Source organism: Clostridium aceticum, assembly GCF_001042715.1.
Classification (GTDB): domain Bacteria; phylum Bacillota; class Clostridia; order Peptostreptococcales; family Natronincolaceae; genus Andreesenella; species Andreesenella acetica.
Map to the genome: position 1 here is coordinate 1,779,984 of NZ_CP009687.1, position 20,486 is coordinate 1,800,469.

Genomic DNA, 20,486 nt, shown 5'->3' on the forward strand with positions numbered 1-20,486 from the left:
GTAAATTATGAGTATGAATCAAACCCCCCGCTCCAACCGTATTCACATTGCTCTTTTTGGTAATAGAAATGCTGGTAAATCTAGCATCATTAATGCTCTTACAGGTCAAAACATTGCTATTGTTTCAGATGTTAAAGGTACTACTACAGATCCAGTTTATAAAACCATGGAGCTTTTACCGATAGGTCCTGTTGTTTTCATTGATACGGCTGGGCTAGATGATGAAGGAGAACTAGGTCAACTAAGGAAGGAAAAATCCTTCGAGGTTTTAAATAAAGCAGATATTGCTTTAATTTTAATTGATGCTACTATTGGGCTTACTGACTATGATCAAGAGATCATAAAACTAATAAAATCAAAAAAAATCCCTATGCAAGGTGTTTTAAATAAGATGGACCTTCAATCATTACACGAAAAAGAATTACAAGAATTAGAAGCTTCCTTAGGAATTCCTTTTATATCGGTTTCTGCCGCAACAGGTAAAAACATTCCTTTATTAAAGAAGGCAATCATCAAAATTGCTCCTAATGATGAGGATAAATTTAAAATCGTAGGAGATCTTATTTCTTCTGGAGACTTTGTGGTGCTAGTGATTCCCATCGATAAAGCGGCACCTAAGGGGCGGCTCATTCTACCCCAGCAGCAAACCATAAGAGACATCTTAGAATGTGATGCCATTACAATTGTTACAAAGGAGTACGAACTACGAGAAACCTTAGAAAAGCTTGGGAAAAAACCAGCTTTAGTAATAACGGATTCCCAGGTTTTTCTAAAAGTAGCGGCGGACACACCAAAAGATATTCCATTAACCTCTTTTTCTATCTTATTTGCTAGACATAAGGGGGACTTGACAGAATTAGTCAAGGGGGCAAAGTCTATTGAAAACCTTGAAAATGGGGATAAGATTCTAGTAGCGGAAGCCTGTACCCACCACCAACAGGCAGATGATATTGCCCACGTTAAAATTCCACGATGGATTAGACAGCTGACAGGAAAAAGTTTAACCTTTGAATACTGTGCAGGTACACAATTTCCGAAGGATTTAAAAAAATATAAACTAATCATCCACTGCGGTGGATGTATGCTAAATCGTTCTGCTATGATTTATAGGATTTCTCAAGCTGTTGAAGCAGAGGTTCCGATTGTCAACTATGGTGTTTTAATAGCCCATGTTCAGGGAATTTTACAACGGGTTATTTCTCCTTTCCCACAGGTAAAAATGTTATGGGAAGAAGATATATCTGTGATTGGAGGATGAAAATGAGTAATAAACTGATTGAAAAGCTCTATCATCATCATGTTTTAACAAAAGAAGAATTAGTGGCACTAATAAGTGGCTTAGAAGAGGAAGGTAAAAAATTGCTCTTCCACTATAGTTTGCAAACAAAAATTCGTTATTATGGTAAAAAAATATACATGAGGGGTCTTATCGAATTCTCCAACTATTGTAAGCAAGACTGTCTTTATTGTGGTCTTAGGAGCTCTAATAAGAAGATAGAACGGTACCGACTTTCTGCTGAAGAAATTCTCCAGTGTTGCAAGGAAGGCTACCGCCTTGGCTATAGAACTTTTGTGCTTCAAAGTGGTGAAGATTTTTGGTACGAAGAAGATCAGTTGATTTACATTGTAGAAAAAATCAAAGAAATATATGAGGATGTTGCTGTCACCTTATCTATTGGAGAGAGAAGTAAAGAGCTTTACCAACAACTGTTCAAAGTGGGGGCAGATCGATTCTTGCTACGGCACGAAACTGCATCAAAGACTTTGTACGAAAAGCTTCATCCCACTATGAGTTTTGAAAGTAGAAGAGCTACCCTAAAGATGTTGAGGGAAATTGGTTACCAAATAGGGGCTGGATTTATGGTGGGACTACCGGATCAGACAGCAGAAGACTTAGCAGAGGATTTGTTTTTTCTAAAGGAATTAAATCCTGATATGATCGGGATAGGACCTTTTATTCCCCACGGAGAAACACCTTTAAGAAATGCTGTAGCAGGCTCCCTAGAGGATACATTGGTAATGGTGGCGTTAGCACGATTAATGGTTCCAGAGGCTTTGTTACCTGCTACCACTGCACTAGGAACCTTGGACCTTAAAGGAAGAGAGAAGGCAATTTTAGCTGGAGCTAATGTTGTCATGCCTAATCTTTCTCCCACGAAAGTAAGGCCTCTTTATGAACTTTATGAAAATAAAATTTGCATTGATGATGAACCAGCCCATTGTCGGGATTGTATAGAAAAAAGAATTACTTCTACAGGTATGGAAGTGGATTTAAGTCGAGGAGATAGTTTTCAATTCGAAAAAAATAAGCTTCAATAGGTTTATTTTCATATGTATAAATGCAATAAGTGGCATATCCCCCAATTGCAGAAAGGACGGCGGGACTTCTTGTTATCTTCTATAATATAGCGTATAATGTATACGGGCACTATATTGATTAGTGCAGATATCAGGCCAACTATGCAGGAAACATTAGCTAATACAATAGTTGGCTTATAATAAGATGATGATAAAGGAGAAGACGATGATGACAAACACTGGTATGAAAAAATTTATTGCAATGATGACGGTTGTACTGGCAATAACTTTACTAAGTACAGGATGTGATGGTGAAAAAGTTAGTGAAGAGCCTGAAATTACTAATAATACTGAAAATCCTAGGGTGCAGATAGAGATGCAGGATGGTAGCAAGATGGTTTTAGAATTATACCCTGAATTCGCTCCTAAAACAGTAGAAAACTTTGTTAATCTTTCTAAATCTGGCTTCTATGATGGTTTAACATTCCATAGAATAATTGAAGGATTTATGATTCAAGGCGGTGATCCTGATGGAAATGGCACAGGAGGATCAGAGAAAAACATTGAAGGGGAATTTGCTGAAAATGGATTCCCACAAAACACTTTAAAACATACTAAAGGGGTTATTTCTATGGCACGTAGTGGTGATCCCAATTCTGCAAGAAGCCAGTTTTTTATAATGCATGGGGATGAAAGTTTTCTTGATGGTAAATATGCAGCCTTCGGTAAGCTAATAGAGGGGGAAGAAACTCTAGATAAAATAGCAAATACACCTGTAGAGCTGAATCCTTATTCTGGAGAAGTATCTAGCCCTCAGGAGGACATAATCATTAAGCAAGTAACAATACTGGATAGATAATAAATAATCTAATTATATATGTTTTACAGGCTTTAAAAAACGGCTACAACTCTTTGAGTTGTAGCCGTTGAAAGTTTAAATATATGGCGGGAGTACGTGGGAATCGAACCCACCCAAGAGGCTACTAACCCCTCGCGCTGGTTTTGAAGACCAGAGGGCACACCAGCACCCATCTACCCCCATATGTTATGAATTATTGACACTAATGTAGTATACCATACATGTTTATTATATACAACTTGTTTTTTGTTTTTTTTTATGTTCTATGGCATCCTTTTGACGATATGATACAGATATAAATAGAAATTACTAATAAAACTTACTGAAAGCATTTAAAATTTCTTCTAATTCCTTCATAAGAATTAATCTATTTTAATTCCATAACCTTTTTTGAATATGTAGACTGCAGTTAAAAAAAGTCCAATGAGGAAGATACTGCCTGCCAACAACTGTAGTAATAAATTGCCTTCATAAACACCTATATAAGTGTATCGAGTAAGATTTACAAGTGGATAGATAGGATTTATATATCTAATTTTCGATAAAATTCCAGGTAATTTTGTAATCTCAAAGAATACACCTCCTATATAGGTTAACGGTGTAATAACAATAGCCAACACAAAATTCAATTTTTCAAAGCTATCTAATAAAAGACCTGAAATTAAGCCTATGGATGCAAAAATAAATGACGTGACAGAAAGAGAAATAAAGAAAAACAAAGGGTACTCTATTGTATATCCAACAAAAAAAGCTGTAGCTAAATAGGTTAATGTACCTACCAGCAAACCTCTGAAGGTTCCACCAAGAATAAAGGCCAAAGATTTTTCTATATCAGAAATTGGATAGCTGTTCAAATCTTGTATAGTATTTTGAAATTTTTGTACAATGATAGAAAATGCAGGGTTTTGGAATGCGGAAAGGATTGCCCCCATGGTAGTTAACCCAGGGACAAGAAAGTGGAGATAACTTATCCCTTCGATGCCCACTTCTCTAGTTTGCAGCATTCCTCCAAATATACCTAAATACAGTATATTTGAAAGTAAAGGGGCAAGAATAGTTTGAACAGAAACCTTCATAAACCTATGAATTTCCCTTTTGAGTAATGTTACAAAACCAATTTTATTATAAAATATCAAATTTTTACCCATATATGATCCTCCTAACGTCTGATTAACTGTAGATAGATATCTTCCAAACTTTGTTTTTCTATATTTAAGTCTATAAATTTCATATTTTTTTGCACTATTTTCTCTATAACCTTTGTTAAATCATTTTTTACAATCTTCAGTATAAGTTTTTTCTTATCTTTTATTTCTACATTGTACTCACTTAAAAATTTAAAGTCATTTATACTTAATTCGCAATCAAAGTCGATTTCTACTTTTATTTCTTTAGAAAAGTCTTTTAACAATTTATCCTTCGGTTCATCTGCAATAATTTCCCCTTTATTTATTACAACCACCCTTTTACATAGTTTTTCTGCTTCTTCAATATAGTGGGTGGTCAATATGATGGTCATCCCTGACTTATGTAATTTTTTTAGAAATTCATACATAGCGTGTCTTAATTCTATATCTACTCCAGCGGTAGGTTCGTCTAGAATAAGAATTTCTGGTTTATGGATAAGGGCTTTTGCTATCAATAGTCTTCTTTTCATCCCCCCTGAGAGTTCTCTACCATAAGCCTTTTTCTTATCCTCTAATGCCAAGGACTCCAATAATTCATCAATATACGCATTGTTGTTTTTAAAGCCAAAGTATCCCGCCTGCTTTTTTAAAATCTCCTCCACAGTAAAAGCAGTCTCATAGGATATTTCCTGAGGAACAATACCAATAATTTTTTTTGTTTCCAATTCGCTGTTTTCTAGATCGTGATCTCCTATTTTTACCTCGCCATGGGTCTTTTTAACATTTCCTGCCAGTATGTTGATTAAAGTAGTTTTTCCCGCACCATTTTGACCAAGTAGTGCTGTGAATTCCCCCTTTTCTATATTTAAGTTAATGTCTTTTAAAGCTACTTTTTTTGTTTTTAAATAAGTTTTTGACAAATTACTTATAGTTAGCATTCATACCCTCCTTAATAATAGCGGTGGTTATACTTATATTTTTTTACTTCTTTAAACCTATACCACTGTTGCGTGTAAGCTAAACCTTAAAACTTAAAAAGAAGGGTTATCAGTAAGAGTAGACAGAATTCTTTTATTCTCTATCCTTTACTAAAGATTATAGATGATGTATTGTCAAAATAAAAAGAAGAGTAATATCATTTAAAGATGCTATTATCTCTTCTTTCTCAAAACGCTTTTTAATTATATTCAAGACGCTTTATTACTCTCTTGAGGCAGTTCTTTCTCTAAACAAGAGACTGATACAATAAGCACCAGCAATTCCTACCAAAGTATATATGGCTCTACTTAATAAAGTACCTTGACCGCCAAATAAAGATGCTACTAAATCAAACTGAAATAAGCCTATTAGACCCCAGTTTAATGCACCTATGATTACTAATATAAGAGCTAATCTATCCATTCTAACAACTCCTTAACAAAATAAATTAACTTCTATATTAGTATGTATTGTTTTAAAATAATCATACGTTTTATTTTAAGTTATAAAAAGTCCTAAAGTACCGAAAATTTAAGAATAAAAGTAAATATTAAAAAAGTATATTTTTCTAAAATTTGGATAAAATAACCTTCTAGATAGATAAGGAGGTTTTTTTATGTTTAGAAAAAGAAAAAGATTCCCTTTTAAAGTGGCTTTCTTCATTATAGCTTTCAGCTTTATCTTAGTAGGATTTTTTGTTGGATATTATAGGTTTTCCTCTCCGCAGGAGGAAGAAATACCCTTTGCAGAAAAGAACAATGTAGAGTTGAAGGAAGATATTGATGATATTTACGAAGTAAGAGAAAACAATGAGGCAGCAGTAACCCAATATGAGGACCGTATTGAACTGGAAACTAGAATAGTATATAGAACTCTTTATACAGTGTGTGAAAATACTATAGAGGAAGTATTAGCACCAGTGAATATTATGGTGGGATTAAATGAAGCTGGGTTTCAAGAGTATATAGTAAGTAGCGATCCTTCCTTTGAAATTCAAAAATTTTCAACAGAAGAAGTAATTCTATATCAAAGAAAGGAGGCTATATGTCCAAATCACTATAACCAATACCTCATTACAGATAGTGAAGGGTATATAGCAATTTATCATATTAATGAAGGTGGAGAAAAAATACTAGTGGAAAAAACATCAATTTCCATAGCTGTATTACCCCATGTAGATCAGGAAAAATTAAAAACTGGTATATTTAGAAGAACAAGAGAAGAGGCTTACCAGCTTTTAGAAGACTACAGTAGTTAAAAAACCCCCTACAATACCTAGGAAGCCCTTGCTTCACCAAAATAAGAAGATGCCAAAGGATTACAACAGCGAGACGATATGATCTATAACCAAAGTCATATCGTCTTTTGTTGCTGAGGAACTGAAGCCTATATAGGGAACTAAGCTTAGTGTAATATCGCTTTTTATGGTAGAATATGTTACACTATGAAATAGCATGGATGTATTCAATATAATGGAGGAATTAAAATGATCATACTAGGTATTGACCCAGGTATCGCTATTATGGGATATGGTATTATTAATTATACAGGGAATAGATTTGAGGTAATAGATTATGGAGCTATAACTACTTCAAGCAAGATTTCTACTGCAGAACGTTTAAAAAAAATATATGAAGAACTGAATAGCATCATAATAAAATATCATCCAGAAGCTGTAGTGATAGAAGAACTTTTTTTTAATACCAATGCTAAAACAGTATTATTAGTAGGACAAGCTAGAGGTGTAGCAGTATTGGCTGCTGCCAATAGCAACAAACCAATTTATGAATATACACCTCTACAAGTAAAGCAAGGCGTAGTAGGATACGGAAGAGCAGAGAAACACCAGGTTCAACAAATGATAAAAACAATATTAAATCTTGAAAAGATTCCAAAACCAGATGACGTTGCTGATGCCTTAGCAGTTGCTGTTTGTCATGCTCATTCGGGAAATTTCAAAGATTTATTTAAACTAAAATGATGAAGATTGTCTGGAGGGGATGAACTTGTTTGAGTATATAAAAGGAGTAGTAAGTGATGTAATTTTAGATAAAATTATTGTTGAAGTAGGGGGCATAGGATATCGTATACACAGTAGTATCCACAGTGCTGCTGCTACAAAGCCAGGAGAAACCATTACTATTTTTACTCACTTTGTTGTACGCGAGGATGAAATAAGTTTATATGGTTTTACTACAAAGGAAGAATTAAACATGTTTGAAAAACTAATTTCCGTTTCAAAAATAGGTCCTAAGGTAGGAACTGCTGTATTATCCACCTATACCCCTGCAAAGTTAGCAAACTATATCATAAACAACGATATACAGAGTATTTCAAAGGTGCCGGGAATAGGAAAAAAGACTGCTGAAAGAATTATTTTAGAACTAAGAGATAAAGTAAAGCAATGGAACTTAGAAACAGAAGAGGATATGGTTATAGATATACCATCTAGCTATGAAGTTATAGAGGCACTGATGGCTTTAGGTTATAACAGACAGGAAGCTGAAAAAGCTTTTGATGTTGTTAAAAAGGAGAAACTACCTGTAGAAGAGATGATTAAAAAGGCATTAAAACTGTTAGTAAGATAAGTAGGGGTGAAAAAAATGTTTATGGAAAATGATGAAAGAATTGTAACCAGTCATATAAGGGATGAAGATAAACAGGTGGAAAATGGTTTGCGGCCTAAGTACCTGGAAAGTTATATAGGACAAGACAAAGTCAAGGAAAAACTGAAAATTTTCATTGAAGCAGCAACTGCTAGAAAAGAAGCACTGGACCACGTGCTTTTATATGGCCCCCCTGGGTTAGGAAAAACAACCCTTTCAAATATTATTGCAAATGAAATGAATGTCAATATCCGAATAACCTCGGGACCTGCCATTGAGCGTCCAGGAGACTTAGCAGCTATTTTAACAAATCTTTCAGAAAACGATGTGTTGTTTATAGATGAAATACATAGATTAAACAGAAGCGTTGAAGAAATACTATATCCAGCAATGGAGGATTTTGCCTTAGATATCATTATAGGAAAAGGGCCAAGTGCTAGATCAATTCGACTGGATTTATGTAAATTTACTTTGATAGGTGCCACCACAAGAGCAGGATTACTTACCTCGCCATTAAGGGATCGATTTGGAGTAATCTGCAAGTTAGATTTATATAACACCCATCAGTTGACAGATATCGTCAAGCGTTCGGGAAATATCCTAGGAGTAGAGATTGTAGAAGAAGCTGCTGTAGAGATAGCCTCACGATCTAGAGGGACCCCTCGTATCGCAAATCGACTACTAAAAAGAGTAAGAGATTATGCACAAGTACGGGCTGAAGGGAAAATAACTAAAACAGTAGCAAAAGAAGCACTGACACTACTGGAAATTGACGAACTTGGCTTAGATGCAGTGGATAAAAAAATAATAGAGACTATGATCGACAACTTTGGTGGAGGGCCGGTAGGCATAGATACATTGGCTGCCTCCACAGCAGAAGAAAAAAATACCATTGAAGATGTTTATGAACCTTATCTATTGCAAATTGGATTTATCAATAGAACCCCCAGAGGTCGTATGGTATCAGAGAAGGCATATAAACACTTTAATATTCCATATAAAAAGGAGTAACATAGAATGGAGAACTTTGGTAGAATCTTGATTCTTTTAGGAATAGGGACTTTTATATTAGGGATAGTGTTGATGATTGGAGGAAAATTTGGTTTAGGTAGATTGCCGGGAGATATTTTCTTTCAAAAAGGAAACTTTACTTTCTATTTTCCCCTAGTAACAAGCATTCTTTTAAGTATTTTCTTAACACTTATTCTTAACTTCTTTTTTAGAAGATAATGTCTTGTAAAGAAAGACCCTATACATGAGACAGATTTTTAGTAGATTATTGATTTTCTAATAAGTTTTATTTTCCAGATAAACTTCTTGAAGGAATATCTTAAGAACTTGTCGAAAAAGATATAATTGTAGCAATAATGTATAAGCCAAAGGGGGACCAATTCTATCATGAAAAAAACTAGATTCAAAGCAATCGTATTTTTAATCCTATTGATGATAATAAGTAATGTGCAAACAGTTTTTGCCTTTAATAAGGCACAAATCCCTACACATATAGAAATTGGACTTTTTTTCGAAAACTCCGCTAAATCGACTCTTCATTTGAAGGCAGTTAATGGATTTGAAGTAGGCGTATTTCAACACAATAATTTTGTAAGACTATTTGATATGTTGGATAAACAAGAAATAATTTTAAGAAAAGATACCTACTATATGGGATCTGGGAGAAATTATGTGGAATATACTGGAAGTATTGATTCTATAACCAACACTTCTAACCTTCAAGGACCTTATCATGTACAAGTTGCTGATAATTTTAGTAGTAGCATTGAAGCTTTAAGCTTTATACAATCTTTAAATGCAGGAGGCCAACAACCTTATTTGGTATATGAAAATGGTTGGAAGGTGTTTATAGGATTGTACCTACATCAAGAGGAAGCCCAGTTGAAGGCAGAAGAGATAAGTAGTATAAGCGGTCAACATGCAAGGGTAATTTCTCCATCAGCTAGAAGGGTACAGGTCTTAGACTTGACAGGAACACCATTATTTATGTTTGATAGTGGGGAAAATATTTACTTTCGAGGCTTTGAAGACAAAGGAAGTACGTCTTTAGTAAATGTGGAGGGAAGAAATTATCGAGGTGCAATTGGTGCAAAAAGATTAAGTGCTAGTGATATGTCTATTGTCAACAAACTGCTTTTAGAAGAATACTTATATGGGGTAGTGCCAAGGGAAATGCCAGCGTCGTGGGCAGTAGAAGCACTAAAAGCACAAGCGGTGGTTGCCAGAGGATATGCTGTAGCAAATGTAGGTAGACTTACAAGTTCGGGTTTTGACTTGTGTAATACAACAAGGTCTCAAGTGTATGGTGGTTATGACGTTGAACATGCTAATAGCAATCGTGCTGTCAATGAAACAGCCTCTAGAGTGGTTACCTATAATGGAAGTATCATCAGTGCCTTTTATCACTCCAATAGTGGTGGACATACAGAAAACAGTGAAAATGTTTGGTCTAACCCCCTGCCTTATATAAGAGGCGTAAAGGATGATTTTTCCTTAGATGCTCCTAACTCCACTTGGAAAGAAGTATTTACTAGAAGTCAAGTAAGGAGCCTGTTGGAAAAAAACAATATTTTTGTAGGAGATATCATAGATATTAAGGCTACCTCTGTTTCTGAAAATGGTAGAATTTTGGAATTAACAATTTATGGTACCAGTAGAAACGAAGTATTAGCAAAAGAAAGAAGTAGAACTTTATTTGGACTAAAAAGTACTTGGTTTACAGTGAATACTATAGGTAATACTATAGATAATACTATAGATAATACTCCAGATAATGTTGCAGTTAATGATAGTGTTGCAGTACGAGGAGAGGCTAGGATCATAGACTCGATGCAGCTGCAGAATCAGTCTATTCTTTCGGCAAACGGCATAACAAAAATTACAGATCCTGCTAATATAAAAATCTTTGATGGTAAAAACTATAGAGGGATAAAATCTTCTTCAGTTTCAGAACCTTCTATTGTAAAATCCTCTATTGCAGAGTCTTTTGAGTTTGTTGGTAGAGGATATGGACATGGTTTAGGAATGAGTCAATATGGAGCAAAAAAAATGGCGGAAGAAGGACATAACTATATACAAATACTAGCCCATTATTATACAGGCACAAAGGTGGAATAAACAAGAATGAAAACAAAAGACTTTTATTTTGATTTACCTGAGGAACTTATTGCACAAAAACCACTAGAAAAGAGGGACCAATCTCGATTATTAGTGTTAGATAAAAAAACAGGAGAAATGGATCATACTTATTTTTATAATATCCTAGATTTTTTAAAGGAAGGAGATTGTATTGTAGTAAATGATACAAGAGTTCTTCCGGCAAGGTTAATTGGTGAGAAGGAAGGTACCGGCGGGAAAATAGAATTTCTGTTGTTAAAAAGAAAAGAATTAGATACATGGGAGACATTAGTCAAGCCTGGAAAGAAAGCTAAAGTCGGCAGTCGGTTTGTTTTTGGTGACGGTCTACTTCAGGCAGAGGTGATAGACATTGCTGAAGAAGGCAATCGAATTATAAAATTTCATTATGATGGGGTTTTTGAGGAACTTTTAGATCAGTTAGGCAAGATGCCCTTACCTCCTTATATAACCGAGACACTGGAAGATAATGAACGTTATCAGACGGTATATTCTAAAAACCAAGGCTCAGCAGCAGCACCAACTGCTGGCTTGCATTTTACAGAAGAATTATTGGAAAAGATTAAACAAAAAGGTGTAAAAATAGTATACATTACGCTGCATGTAGGGTTAGGTACTTTTAGGCCTGTAAAGGTAGAAGACATAGAAAGTCATAAGATGCATGCAGAATATTATATTATCGGCAAAGAGGCGGCAGATACTATTAACGCAACAAAGGCTCAAGGTGGAAAAGTAATAGCAGTAGGAACCACCAGCTGTAGAACGTTAGAGTCCGCAGCGATTGAAACATCAAAAATAAAAGAAGGCAGCGGATGGACAGATATCTTTATTTATCCAGGATATCAATTTAAAATTGTAGATAGTTTAATTACAAACTTTCATTTGCCTGAATCAACGTTAATTATGTTGGTTAGTGCTCTGTCAGAAAAGGATATGATTATGAAGGCTTATGAAACAGCGGTAAAAGAGAGATATCGCTTTTTTAGTTTTGGAGATGCAATGTTTATCAAGTAGAAAGGTAGGTAGGGGAATGGCTCTAAGATATGAACTTATTAAAGAATGTAAACAAAGTGGTGCTAGATTAGGAAAAATACATACGAAAAGAGGGATCATTGAAACACCTATTTTTATGCCAGTAGGCACTCAGGCCACTGTAAAAACCATGACGCCCGAAGAGTTAAAGGAAATAAAGTCTCAAATTATTTTAAGTAATACCTATCACTTATACTTGAGACCAGGACATGAATTAATCAAAAAAGCAGGTGGGCTGCATAAGTTCATGAATTGGGATAAACCTATCTTGACAGATAGTGGTGGATTTCAAGTTTTTAGCCTAGGAGATCTGAGAAAAATATCTGAAGAGGGAGTGGAATTTCGATCTCATCTAGACGGGTCTAAACATTTTATTAGCCCAGAAAAAGCGGTAGAGATTCAAAATGCTTTAGGTTCGGATATTATGATGGTTTTTGATGAATGTGCTCCTTATCCTGCTGATAGAGATTATGTTAAAAATTCATTAGAGCGTACAACAAGATGGGCTAAGAGATGTAAAGAAGCTCATAAAAACATTGAAGATCAAAATCTTTTTGGCATCATTCAAGGCGGGATGTATGCTGACTTAAGAAAACAGAGCGCTGAGGAATTATTAGAACTAGACTTTCCTGGCTATGCAGTAGGGGGTTTAAGTGTTGGAGAACCTAAACCACTGATGTATGAAGTACTGGAACATACCACACCGCTTATGCCCAAGAATAAGCCAAGATACCTCATGGGCGTGGGAAGCCCTGACTGTTTAATCGAAGGAGCAATTCGAGGTATCGATATGTTTGACTGCGTATTACCTACTAGGATTGCTAGAAATGGTACTGCTATGACCAGCCAAGGTAAGGTGGTTATAAAAAATGCTAAGTATACTGAGGATTTCCAAGGATTAGACCCTGAATGTGGTTGTTATACCTGTAGAAACTATTCAAAAGCATACTTAAGACATTTGTTTAAAGCCAATGAGGTGCTAGGACTTCGACTGCTAAGCTATCACAACTTATATTTTTTACTTAAACTAATGGAAGAAATACGAGAAGCAATTAAAGAAGATCGACTATTAGATTATCGAAAAAGTTTTTTTGAAAAATACGGTTATGATGTATAATTATAGGAATAAAGGAAAAATTAAATTTGATGAATTTGATAAATAACGAATCTCATAAATTAAATAAATTTAATAAATTTAATAAAAAAAAAGGAAATTAGCTGTAGATGTGGAATAATTTATCTTAGTACAAAGAGAGGGGGAAGCATATGGAAAATTTTCAATTAGGCGGTTTAATCATACCCTTAGGGTTTTTGGCTATTTTTTACTTTTTGGTTATTAAACCTCAACAAAAAAGAGAGAAGAAAACGAGGGAAATGCGAAATAATCTAAAAACAGGGGATGAAATTGTAACGATTGGTGGAGTATATGGTACTATTTTAAAAATCAAAGATGATACCCTTACTATTGAAGTAGGCGCTGATAAAACAAAGCTTATTGTTGCAAAATGGGCTGTTGGTAATGTTACCAATGAAATTAAAACAAAATAATTTGTTGCTTTTCAATTAAAGTAGTGGAATAAATCCACTACTTTATGTATTTTTTGTGGATTTACTATTATAGGGGAATATTTACTCCATAGATGCATATTTATTTATAAAAACTACTATGGAGGTGTTAGAATGAGAAGCGGGATTATGGGAGGCTTTAATATATGGATTTACGGAAAAGGATTAATGCGAGGATATATTGTATCACTAGCATTGTTTTTAATAGGTGCTATACTGATTACATATACTGGACTTGGTGAAAATGTTATTCCTATATTGACCTCTATTATTATGATTGTAAGCATAGCCTATGCTGCTATTTATGTGGTAGTACACACTAAGAAAAAAGGCTGGCTGCATGGCGGGTTAGTGGGTATTTTATATATTTTTATATTGATCCTATTAAGTAAGGCCTTTGTTACAGGTTATATGTTGGATCGTGTTGTTTATTATAGGATCATCATTAGTATGATTACTGGGATGATTGGTGGAATGATTGGTATTAATATGAAATAATTTTCTTTTTTTTCTCTATACATTATGATATAATTTTATGGGACATTATATTGGAAAGGGGTCTTAATGATGAAGCATATTAAAACATTAACTGGTGCAAATTTACCTAAAAGTGCTGTAAAGGGCGGTTGTGGTGAATGTCAAACATCTTGCCAATCAGCTTGCAAAACTTCATGTACAGTTGCGAATCAACAATGTGAGAATCAATAAAAGCATAATAAAATACATAAAAAAAGCAGCAGTATATACTATATATTCACTGCTGTTTTTTCTTGAATAGGATGAAACAATTCTATAAAATAGATGTGGATAGCTTGAACTAGGAAAGGGGCACTTTATCGTAATGATTCATAAATTTTCTCAAGGAAATACAAATATTGTAGTAGATGTAAATAGTGGTGCTGTTCATGTAGTAGATCAGCTTGTTTATGATGTATTGGACTACTACCCTAAAAATACAAAGGAAACAACGATTGACTTATTAAAGGACAAGCATAATGATGGGAAAATTTCAGAAGCTATTGAGGAAATAGATAGTTTAGTTAGTAATGGCTTGTTATTTTCTAAAGAAAATTATCTGCAGCATGAAGCCTTTCAAAACAAAGACACTGTAGTGAAGGCTTTGTGTCTCCATATAGCCCATGACTGTAATATTCGTTGCAAGTACTGTTTTGCATCACAAGGAGATTTTAAAGGAGAAAGGAGCTTAATGACCCCAGAAGTTGGGAAGAAGGCTCTTGACTTTTTATTAAAGAACTCTGGAAACCGAAGAAATTTAGAGGTGGACTTTTTTGGCGGAGAGCCTTTAATGAATTTTGGCGTCGTTAAAGAAATTGTCGACTACGGAAGACAAGAAGAAAAGAAGTATGGAAAAAATATAAGGTTTACAATAACCACCAATGGGGTTTTGCTAGATAAGGACACTATGGATTATATCAATGAAAACATGCACAATGTTGTGCTAAGCATAGATGGTAGAAAAAAAATAAATGACTATATGAGATATACTGTCAATGGGGGAGGAACCTATGACATAATCATCCCTAAGTTATTAGAAATGGCAGCACTACGCAATCATGAAAACTATTATGTTAGAGGAACTTTTACTAGTCATAATTTAGACTTTGCAGCAGATGTACTGCATTTAGCAGATTTGGGTTTTAAACATATTTCTGTGGAGCCGGTAGTAGCAACAGAGGACAATGATTATGCTATAAAAGAAGAAGATTTGCCACAGGTTCTTAAAGAGTATGAATACTTAGCAGATGAATGTATAAAGAGGCATAAGGCAGGAAAAAACTTTAATTTCTTTCACTTTATGATTGATTTAAACCAAGGTCCCTGTGTTATAAAAAGGTTATTGGGTTGTGGTGCTGGAGCAGAATATTTAGCCGTTACCCCTGAAGGAGAGTTATATCCTTGTCATCAATTTGTTGGAGACGAAAACTTTAAACTAGGAGATGTAAATGATAACTGTTTAGATAAATCCATGTATAAAGAATTTTCAAACGCTCATGTTTATAATAAAGAGGCCTGTGAAAATTGCTGGGCAAAGTTTTATTGTAGTGGAGGGTGTCATGCCAATGCCTACAACTTTAATAAAAGTATTTATCATCCTTATAAAGTTGGATGCGAAATGGAGAAGAAACGTATTGAATGTGCATTGACAATTCAAGCAAAGTTAATGGAGGAGATATAACGATGATTAAAGACTTAAAAGAGAAAAAAGTAAAAATTCATGAAAGTTGTTTTATTGCAGAAACAGCGGACCTTATAGGAGATGTAACCATTGGCGAGAACTCCAGTATTTGGTACAAAACTGTGCTTAGAGGAGATGAGAATTATATAAAAGTTGGGAAGGATACTAATATTCAGGACAACTCGGTAGTGCATATAAGTCACCTTTATCCTACTATTATAGGAGACTATGTAACGATAGGACATAGTGCTATCATCCATGCCTGCACAATAGGAAACTATACATTGATCGGTATGGGAGCTATTGTATTGGATGGAGCGGAAGTAGGAAGCGAGACAATTATTGGAGCAGGCAGCTTAGTAGCTCCAGGTAAAAAAATTCCATCAGGAGTATTGGCAGTAGGTTCCCCGGCAAAGGTAGTGAGGGAACTAACTGAGGAAGAAAAAAAGAGTTTGAGGGTTTCAGCTGAAAGTTATGTAAAACATGGAAGAGAACATAAGGAGTAGTTAATTTCTTTCATTAGCTCAAAGAGCTCCCAACTGTGCTATCACTTTAAGGAGGAGCTTTTGTTTATAAAATAATAATGATCATGAAATAAAGATGAGAAAGTATAATTAAAGATTCGTTTGTTGACGGACAAGTCTCAACCATATATAATTATAGTTATTGTATAATAATGTTCTCATTAAGATTAAGTTCATGTTAGGAGGAATAGTCAGTGAAGTTAAAGAATGCAATAGTATTTATTTTAATTATTGCAGTTGTTGGTATGGCTGGATTTACTGCGTTTAATGGTCTGCAAATAGGTGAAATCACCATAAGACCGATGCAGGAAGCCATCAATCAAGGACTAGATTTAAAGGGTGGAGTTTATGTAGTTTATGAAGCAGAAACAGATGAAACTGGAAGAGAGTTAGATCAAACTATTAACCAAACTATTGAAGTGTTTCGACGTAGAGTAGATGCTATGGGTCTTACAGAGCCTTCTATTGTAAGAGAGGGAGATCATAGAATTCGTGTTGAGTTACCGGGAGTAGAAAATGCTCAAGAAGCATTAGATATGATTGGTAGAACTGCACAGTTGCAATTTATTACCCAAGAAGGGGAAGTCGTTGTAACAGGAACTAATGTAAGAAAAGCAGAAGCAACTTTTGTTGAAGGACAAGGCAGTCCAGTTGTTAGCTTAGAATTTGATAGCGAAGGTACTAGAAACTTTGCAGATGCTACAGCAGCTCATATAGGTGAACCAATTTTTATTATTTTAGATGAAGAAATCATATCAGCTCCAACAGTAGAGAATCCTATTCCAAATGGTAGGGCTATTATAAGTGGGAACTTCACAGTAGAGTCAGCATCACAGTTAGCCGCTCTAATTCGTGGGGGTGCACTTCCTGTTAACCTTAGAGAGGTACAAACCTCAACAATTACAGCAACACTAGGAGTAAATGCTCTTGAAAGAAGTATCACTGCAGCTACCATCGGGTTTATGCTGGTATTATTATTTATGCTGCTCTTCTATAGACTTCCTGGTTTTGTAGCAAATGTGGCATTAGCTATTTATATTCTTTTAGTATTAGGAATTTTAGTGGCTTTAAACGCGACATTAACGTTACCAGGTATTGCAGCCCTAATCTTATCAGTAGGTATGGCGGTAGATGCCAATGTTATTATCTTTGAAAGAATTAAAGAAGAGCTAAGAGCCGGTAAAACAATTCGTTCAGCTATAGATGCTGGCTTTAAAAGAGCTACAAGAGCCATCTTAGACTCTAACATTACTACCCTTATTGCAGGAATTGTATTATATCAATTTGGTACAGGACCTATTAGAGGTTTTGCATTAACTCTAATTATAGGAATTGTCGTGAGTATGTTTACAGCGATTATTATTACAAAATTCTTGCTAAAACTAATCGTAGGAATGGACTTAACTAAAAACAGCAAGTTGTTTGGTGCGTAAGGGGGAAGAGAAAATGAAAATTATTGAAAATAGAAAGATTTGGTTTTCTATATCAGCTATAATTATTGTTATAGGGCTTTTGATGGGTCTTGTAAGAGGAATGAACTACGGGATTGATTTTACCGGCGGAACTTTGATGGAAATTGAATTGCATCAACAGGTAGAAGTATCAGAAATAAGAGAGATTACCAACGAGTACGATGGTAACGCCAGCATCAATCTTCTAGGACCAGACAGAACAATTATTCAGCTTAGAACTACAGAGGATTTTGATAGCCATACAAGATCAGAAATTTTTAATGCCTTTAAAGAAAAGTATGACTTAGAAGAAAATGAGCCACTAAGAGCGGAGCAATTTGGACCAGCTATTGGAAGGGAAATTCAAAACAGAGCTGTTCTTTCTATGATTATTTCGGCTATTGGTATGTTAATCTATATCACCTTTAGATTTGAGCTTAAGTTTGGGTTAGCCGCTATTGTAGCTCTAGTTCATGATATTTTAATCGTATTGGCGGTATATTCAATCTTTAGATTACCTCTAAACAGCCCCTTTGTAGCAGCTATGCTTACAATACTGGGATACTCCATCAATGATACCATTGTAGTATTTGATAGAATTAGAGAAAACTTAAGATTTGTTAAGAAATCCAACTTTGCAGAGGTAGCAAATAATAGTATTGCTCAAACAATTACTCGTTCTATCAATACTTCTGTAACAACATTGATTACCATTGTTTGTTTATATATATTAGGGGTAGACCAAATCAGAGTATTTGCACTACCATTAATTGCCGGTGTATTGAGTGGTACCTATTCTTCTATTTTTATAGCATCTCCAGTTTGGGTTATGCTTAAGGAGAGCAAAAACAAAAATTTGTCTTATAGACCAAATCATGAGTAAAAAAGACATTCCTTTAGACTGTAAGGACAGATAGATTTTTAAAATGTGGTAATAATACAGAAGATAAGTATTATTACCCTTTTTTTACCAAAAGATAATAGGTAAGTGAAAGACTACGGAAATCCTTGGAGTTGATGATGTGTGGGTATTGGAACGACGTATAAAAACTTAAGACGTTATAAAAAAATTGGAGAAGTGCTGGTAAAGTACGGCTTTACCTTTGCGGCGGAGAAACTAAATGAAAAAGGCTATATACCGAAGTTTATATTAAATATAAAGCAATACGAAAAGCAACTAACCGATGGTGAAAAATTAAGGCTGGCCTGTGAGGAACTAGGGCCTACATTTATCAAGCTAGGACAGATCATGAGTACTAGGCGGGATATCTTTCCTGAAGATGTAGTAAGTGAACTAACAAAATTACAAGATAATGTTAAACCCTTTCCTTTAGAAATGGCTAAAGAAGTTTTTGAGAAAGAGATGAAGTGTGCTATTGAGGACTCTTTTAAAGACTTCGATTCAACTCCTATGGCATCTGCATCTATAGGGCAGGTTTACAAGGCAACATTAAAAACAGGAGAACAGGTAGTTGTTAAAATTCAAAGGCCTTCTATTCAACAAGTGATTGAAACAGATTTAGATATACTATTTAATTTAGCACGGTTATTAGATGAACATATGGATAAAGAAAAACCCTATAACCTTCTTGAAGTTGTAGAAGAATTTAGCCATGTTATCACAAAGGAATTAGATTACTCTCTAGAAGGCAGAAATGCTGAAAAATTCCACTCTCAATTTAAAAACGATGTTAAAGTTCATATTCCTAAGGTTCATTGGGATTTTACTTCAAAAAAAGTACTAACATTACAGAGGGTTTATGGCACAAAAATTATGGACTACGAGGCTATAAAAGCAAAACAGTGGGATTTGAATGATCTAGCCATTACCACTGCCAATTGCTTTATGAAACAAGTATTTATTCATGGTTTTTTTCACGGTGATCCTCATCCAGGAAACATTTTTATTCTAGGACCTTCTAAGATTTCTTTTATAGACTTTGGGGTAGTAGGTTATTTAGACAAAGGAACAATGAGTTTTATTTCTAATCTGTTTACAGCAGCCACAAGAAGAGATGTGGAGAAAATAGTAAATGTTTTAATGGAAATTGATGCCATAGCTTCTGACACAAATATCAGAAGATTAAAGGAGGATATCTCTTTTTTAATAAATTTATATTACAACATGCCACTAAATAAGTTGAATATCGGAGAGGCTTTAAGAAAGATCATGGAGATAGCCTATACCAATAAAATCAAACTTCCTTCACAGTTTACAGTGTTGCTAAAGGCAATTATTACCCTAGAAGGCAGTGTGAAATTCTTAAACCCTGAGTTTAGCTTATCTCAAGTGTCAAAAAATGTTGTAAAAGAAATTTATTTAGATAGATTTCACCCTAAAAATTTAGCGGGGGAAATGAAGGATTATTCAGAAGAAATACTGTATGGTATTAAGTATTTGCCTAAACAAATAAGAAGTTTAATGAAGAAAATAGAAAATAATGAAATAAAGTTTCAATTGGAACAAGTAGGCTTTGAAAAATTACAAGAAGAATTAACACGAATGACCAATAAATTATCTTTAAGCCTGATTAGTTCTGCTTTGATTGTAGGATCATCTTTGATTATTCAAAGTGCCAGTGGACCCATGATTTGGGGTGTTTCATTACTGGGAATTATAGGTTATGTATTAGCAAGTGTTTTAGGGATAGGTATTATTCTTTCTATTTTATTCGGCAGCTTTGGAAAAAAATAAAGGAGG

Annotated in this window: 22 protein-coding genes and 1 tRNA gene; 19 read left to right on the top strand and 4 right to left on the bottom strand. The window is 34.6% G+C overall.

Features of this window, described 5'->3' with window-relative positions; translation table 11 throughout:
• Positions 1–7 precede the first annotated feature (7 nt).
• The 3 genes from hydF (at position 8) to CACET_RS08360 (ending at position 3,157) form a co-directional block, all read left to right on the top strand.
• Positions 8–1,258, top strand: a complete 1,251-nt coding sequence (gene hydF / locus CACET_RS08350; RefSeq protein WP_082058127.1) for a [FeFe] hydrogenase H-cluster maturation GTPase HydF — start codon at positions 8–10, stop codon at positions 1,256–1,258.
• A 2-nt stretch (positions 1,259–1,260) separates the two neighbouring features.
• The gene (gene hydE / locus CACET_RS08355) at positions 1,261–2,319 is read left to right on the top strand and encodes a [FeFe] hydrogenase H-cluster radical SAM maturase HydE (RefSeq protein ID WP_044823886.1); all 1,059 of its coding nucleotides are present in this window, start codon (positions 1,261–1,263) and stop codon (positions 2,317–2,319) included.
• Positions 2,320–2,527: 208 nt separating this feature from the next.
• Positions 2,528–3,157 (top strand): peptidylprolyl isomerase, encoded by a 630-nt coding sequence (locus CACET_RS08360; protein WP_044823887.1) that lies wholly within the window; start codon positions 2,528–2,530, stop codon positions 3,155–3,157.
• Positions 3,158–3,241: 84 nt separating this feature from the next.
• Here the strand turns inward: CACET_RS08360 and CACET_RS08365 are convergent.
• The 4 genes from CACET_RS08365 to CACET_RS08380 form a co-directional block, all read right to left on the bottom strand.
• A tRNA-Sec gene (locus tag CACET_RS08365) sits at positions 3,242–3,338 on the bottom strand.
• 181 nt (positions 3,339–3,519) lie between these two features.
• On the bottom strand, positions 3,520–4,305 hold the full coding sequence (locus tag CACET_RS08370) for an ABC transporter permease (RefSeq protein WP_044823888.1): 786 nt from the start codon (positions 4,303–4,305) through the stop codon (positions 3,520–3,522).
• Between the two features lie 11 nt (positions 4,306–4,316).
• The gene (locus CACET_RS08375) at positions 4,317–5,222 is read right to left on the bottom strand and encodes an ABC transporter ATP-binding protein (RefSeq protein ID WP_044823889.1); all 906 of its coding nucleotides are present in this window, start codon (positions 5,220–5,222) and stop codon (positions 4,317–4,319) included.
• Between the two features lie 262 nt (positions 5,223–5,484).
• Positions 5,485–5,685 (bottom strand): DUF378 domain-containing protein, encoded by a 201-nt coding sequence (locus tag CACET_RS08380; RefSeq protein WP_044823890.1) that lies wholly within the window; start codon positions 5,683–5,685, stop codon positions 5,485–5,487.
• A 193-nt stretch (positions 5,686–5,878) separates the two neighbouring features.
• Here CACET_RS08380 and CACET_RS08385 point away from each other — a divergent pair, with 193 nt between their 5' ends.
• From CACET_RS08385 to CACET_RS08455, 16 genes are all read left to right on the top strand, one after another.
• Positions 5,879–6,520, top strand: coding sequence for a BofC C-terminal domain-containing protein (locus tag CACET_RS08385; protein WP_044823891.1), 642 nt, complete (start codon positions 5,879–5,881; stop codon positions 6,518–6,520).
• 228 nt (positions 6,521–6,748) lie between these two features.
• Positions 6,749–7,243 (top strand): crossover junction endodeoxyribonuclease RuvC, encoded by a 495-nt coding sequence (gene ruvC, locus CACET_RS08390; RefSeq protein WP_044823892.1) that lies wholly within the window; start codon positions 6,749–6,751, stop codon positions 7,241–7,243.
• A 19-nt stretch (positions 7,244–7,262) separates the two neighbouring features.
• Positions 7,263–7,850 carry a Holliday junction branch migration protein RuvA gene (gene ruvA / locus CACET_RS08395; protein WP_242846889.1) on the top strand — a complete coding sequence of 196 codons (588 nt, stop codon included), beginning with the start codon at positions 7,263–7,265 and terminating at the stop codon, positions 7,848–7,850.
• Between the two features lie 15 nt (positions 7,851–7,865).
• Positions 7,866–8,879, top strand: coding sequence for a Holliday junction branch migration DNA helicase RuvB (gene ruvB / locus CACET_RS08400; RefSeq protein WP_201774911.1), 1,014 nt, complete (start codon positions 7,866–7,868; stop codon positions 8,877–8,879).
• 6 nt (positions 8,880–8,885) lie between these two features.
• Positions 8,886–9,098, top strand: a complete 213-nt coding sequence (locus CACET_RS08405; RefSeq protein WP_044823894.1) for a DUF2905 domain-containing protein — start codon at positions 8,886–8,888, stop codon at positions 9,096–9,098.
• Between the two features lie 168 nt (positions 9,099–9,266).
• Positions 9,267–10,997, top strand: coding sequence for a SpoIID/LytB domain-containing protein (locus CACET_RS08410; RefSeq protein WP_044823895.1), 1,731 nt, complete (start codon positions 9,267–9,269; stop codon positions 10,995–10,997).
• A gap of 6 nt (positions 10,998–11,003) precedes the next feature.
• Positions 11,004–12,029: a tRNA preQ1(34) S-adenosylmethionine ribosyltransferase-isomerase QueA gene (queA, locus tag CACET_RS08415; protein ID WP_044823896.1), complete on the top strand. Its 1,026-nt coding sequence runs from the start codon at positions 11,004–11,006 to the stop codon at positions 12,027–12,029.
• Positions 12,030–12,045: 16 nt separating this feature from the next.
• Positions 12,046–13,164, top strand: coding sequence for a tRNA guanosine(34) transglycosylase Tgt (tgt, locus tag CACET_RS08420; RefSeq protein WP_044823897.1), 1,119 nt, complete (start codon positions 12,046–12,048; stop codon positions 13,162–13,164).
• 149 nt (positions 13,165–13,313) lie between these two features.
• A complete protein-coding gene (gene yajC, locus CACET_RS08425) occupies positions 13,314–13,595 on the top strand; it encodes a preprotein translocase subunit YajC (protein ID WP_044823898.1) in 282 nt (93 codons plus the stop codon).
• Positions 13,596–13,727: 132 nt separating this feature from the next.
• Positions 13,728–14,111, top strand: a complete 384-nt coding sequence (locus CACET_RS08430) for a TIGR04086 family membrane protein (RefSeq protein WP_044823899.1) — start codon at positions 13,728–13,730, stop codon at positions 14,109–14,111.
• A 66-nt stretch (positions 14,112–14,177) separates the two neighbouring features.
• Entirely contained in the window at positions 14,178–14,321 is a 144-nt protein-coding gene (gene scfA / locus CACET_RS19840; protein ID WP_479722662.1) for a six-cysteine ranthipeptide SCIFF, read from the top strand.
• A 133-nt stretch (positions 14,322–14,454) separates the two neighbouring features.
• Complete coding sequence (scfB, locus tag CACET_RS08435) at positions 14,455–15,810, top strand: thioether cross-link-forming SCIFF peptide maturase (RefSeq protein ID WP_144414747.1); 1,356 nt, start codon at positions 14,455–14,457, stop codon at positions 15,808–15,810.
• A 2-nt stretch (positions 15,811–15,812) separates the two neighbouring features.
• Positions 15,813–16,316 carry a gamma carbonic anhydrase family protein gene (locus CACET_RS08440; RefSeq protein WP_044823901.1) on the top strand — a complete coding sequence of 168 codons (504 nt, stop codon included), beginning with the start codon at positions 15,813–15,815 and terminating at the stop codon, positions 16,314–16,316.
• Between the two features lie 212 nt (positions 16,317–16,528).
• Positions 16,529–17,767: a protein translocase subunit SecD gene (secD, locus tag CACET_RS20710; protein ID WP_044823902.1), complete on the top strand. Its 1,239-nt coding sequence runs from the start codon at positions 16,529–16,531 to the stop codon at positions 17,765–17,767.
• Positions 17,768–17,780: 13 nt separating this feature from the next.
• On the top strand, positions 17,781–18,668 hold the full coding sequence (gene secF, locus CACET_RS20715) for a protein translocase subunit SecF (protein ID WP_044823903.1): 888 nt from the start codon (positions 17,781–17,783) through the stop codon (positions 18,666–18,668).
• Positions 18,669–18,809: 141 nt separating this feature from the next.
• Positions 18,810–20,480 carry an ABC1 kinase family protein gene (locus CACET_RS08455; protein WP_044823904.1) on the top strand — a complete coding sequence of 557 codons (1,671 nt, stop codon included), beginning with the start codon at positions 18,810–18,812 and terminating at the stop codon, positions 20,478–20,480.
• Positions 20,481–20,486 lie beyond the last annotated feature (6 nt).

What these genes read in the sequence shown, in the direction of transcription:
- hydF (WP_082058127.1), top strand. Translation starts at nt 8, where the DNA reads ATGAGTATGAATCAAACCCCCCGCTCCAACCGTATTCACATTGCTCTT.
- hydE (WP_044823886.1), top strand. Translation starts at nt 1,261, where the DNA reads ATGAGTAATAAACTGATTGAAAAGCTCTATCATCATCATGTTTTAACA.
- CACET_RS08360 (WP_044823887.1), top strand. Translation starts at nt 2,528, where the DNA reads ATGACAAACACTGGTATGAAAAAATTTATTGCAATGATGACGGTTGTA.
- CACET_RS08370 (WP_044823888.1), bottom strand. Translation starts at nt 4,305, where the DNA reads ATGGGTAAAAATTTGATATTTTATAATAAAATTGGTTTTGTAACATTA.
- CACET_RS08375 (WP_044823889.1), bottom strand. Translation starts at nt 5,222, where the DNA reads ATGCTAACTATAAGTAATTTGTCAAAAACTTATTTAAAAACAAAAAAA.
- CACET_RS08380 (WP_044823890.1), bottom strand. Translation starts at nt 5,685, where the DNA reads ATGGATAGATTAGCTCTTATATTAGTAATCATAGGTGCATTAAACTGG.
- CACET_RS08385 (WP_044823891.1), top strand. Translation starts at nt 5,879, where the DNA reads ATGTTTAGAAAAAGAAAAAGATTCCCTTTTAAAGTGGCTTTCTTCATT.
- ruvC (WP_044823892.1), top strand. Translation starts at nt 6,749, where the DNA reads ATGATCATACTAGGTATTGACCCAGGTATCGCTATTATGGGATATGGT.
- ruvA (WP_242846889.1), top strand. Translation starts at nt 7,263, where the DNA reads ATGAACTTGTTTGAGTATATAAAAGGAGTAGTAAGTGATGTAATTTTA.
- ruvB (WP_201774911.1), top strand. Translation starts at nt 7,866, where the DNA reads ATGTTTATGGAAAATGATGAAAGAATTGTAACCAGTCATATAAGGGAT.
- CACET_RS08405 (WP_044823894.1), top strand. Translation starts at nt 8,886, where the DNA reads ATGGAGAACTTTGGTAGAATCTTGATTCTTTTAGGAATAGGGACTTTT.
- CACET_RS08410 (WP_044823895.1), top strand. Translation starts at nt 9,267, where the DNA reads ATGAAAAAAACTAGATTCAAAGCAATCGTATTTTTAATCCTATTGATG.
- queA (WP_044823896.1), top strand. Translation starts at nt 11,004, where the DNA reads ATGAAAACAAAAGACTTTTATTTTGATTTACCTGAGGAACTTATTGCA.
- tgt (WP_044823897.1), top strand. Translation starts at nt 12,046, where the DNA reads ATGGCTCTAAGATATGAACTTATTAAAGAATGTAAACAAAGTGGTGCT.
- yajC (WP_044823898.1), top strand. Translation starts at nt 13,314, where the DNA reads ATGGAAAATTTTCAATTAGGCGGTTTAATCATACCCTTAGGGTTTTTG.
- CACET_RS08430 (WP_044823899.1), top strand. Translation starts at nt 13,728, where the DNA reads ATGAGAAGCGGGATTATGGGAGGCTTTAATATATGGATTTACGGAAAA.
- scfA (WP_479722662.1), top strand. Translation starts at nt 14,178, where the DNA reads ATGATGAAGCATATTAAAACATTAACTGGTGCAAATTTACCTAAAAGT.
- scfB (WP_144414747.1), top strand. Translation starts at nt 14,455, where the DNA reads ATGATTCATAAATTTTCTCAAGGAAATACAAATATTGTAGTAGATGTA.
- CACET_RS08440 (WP_044823901.1), top strand. Translation starts at nt 15,813, where the DNA reads ATGATTAAAGACTTAAAAGAGAAAAAAGTAAAAATTCATGAAAGTTGT.
- secF (WP_044823903.1), top strand. Translation starts at nt 17,781, where the DNA reads ATGAAAATTATTGAAAATAGAAAGATTTGGTTTTCTATATCAGCTATA.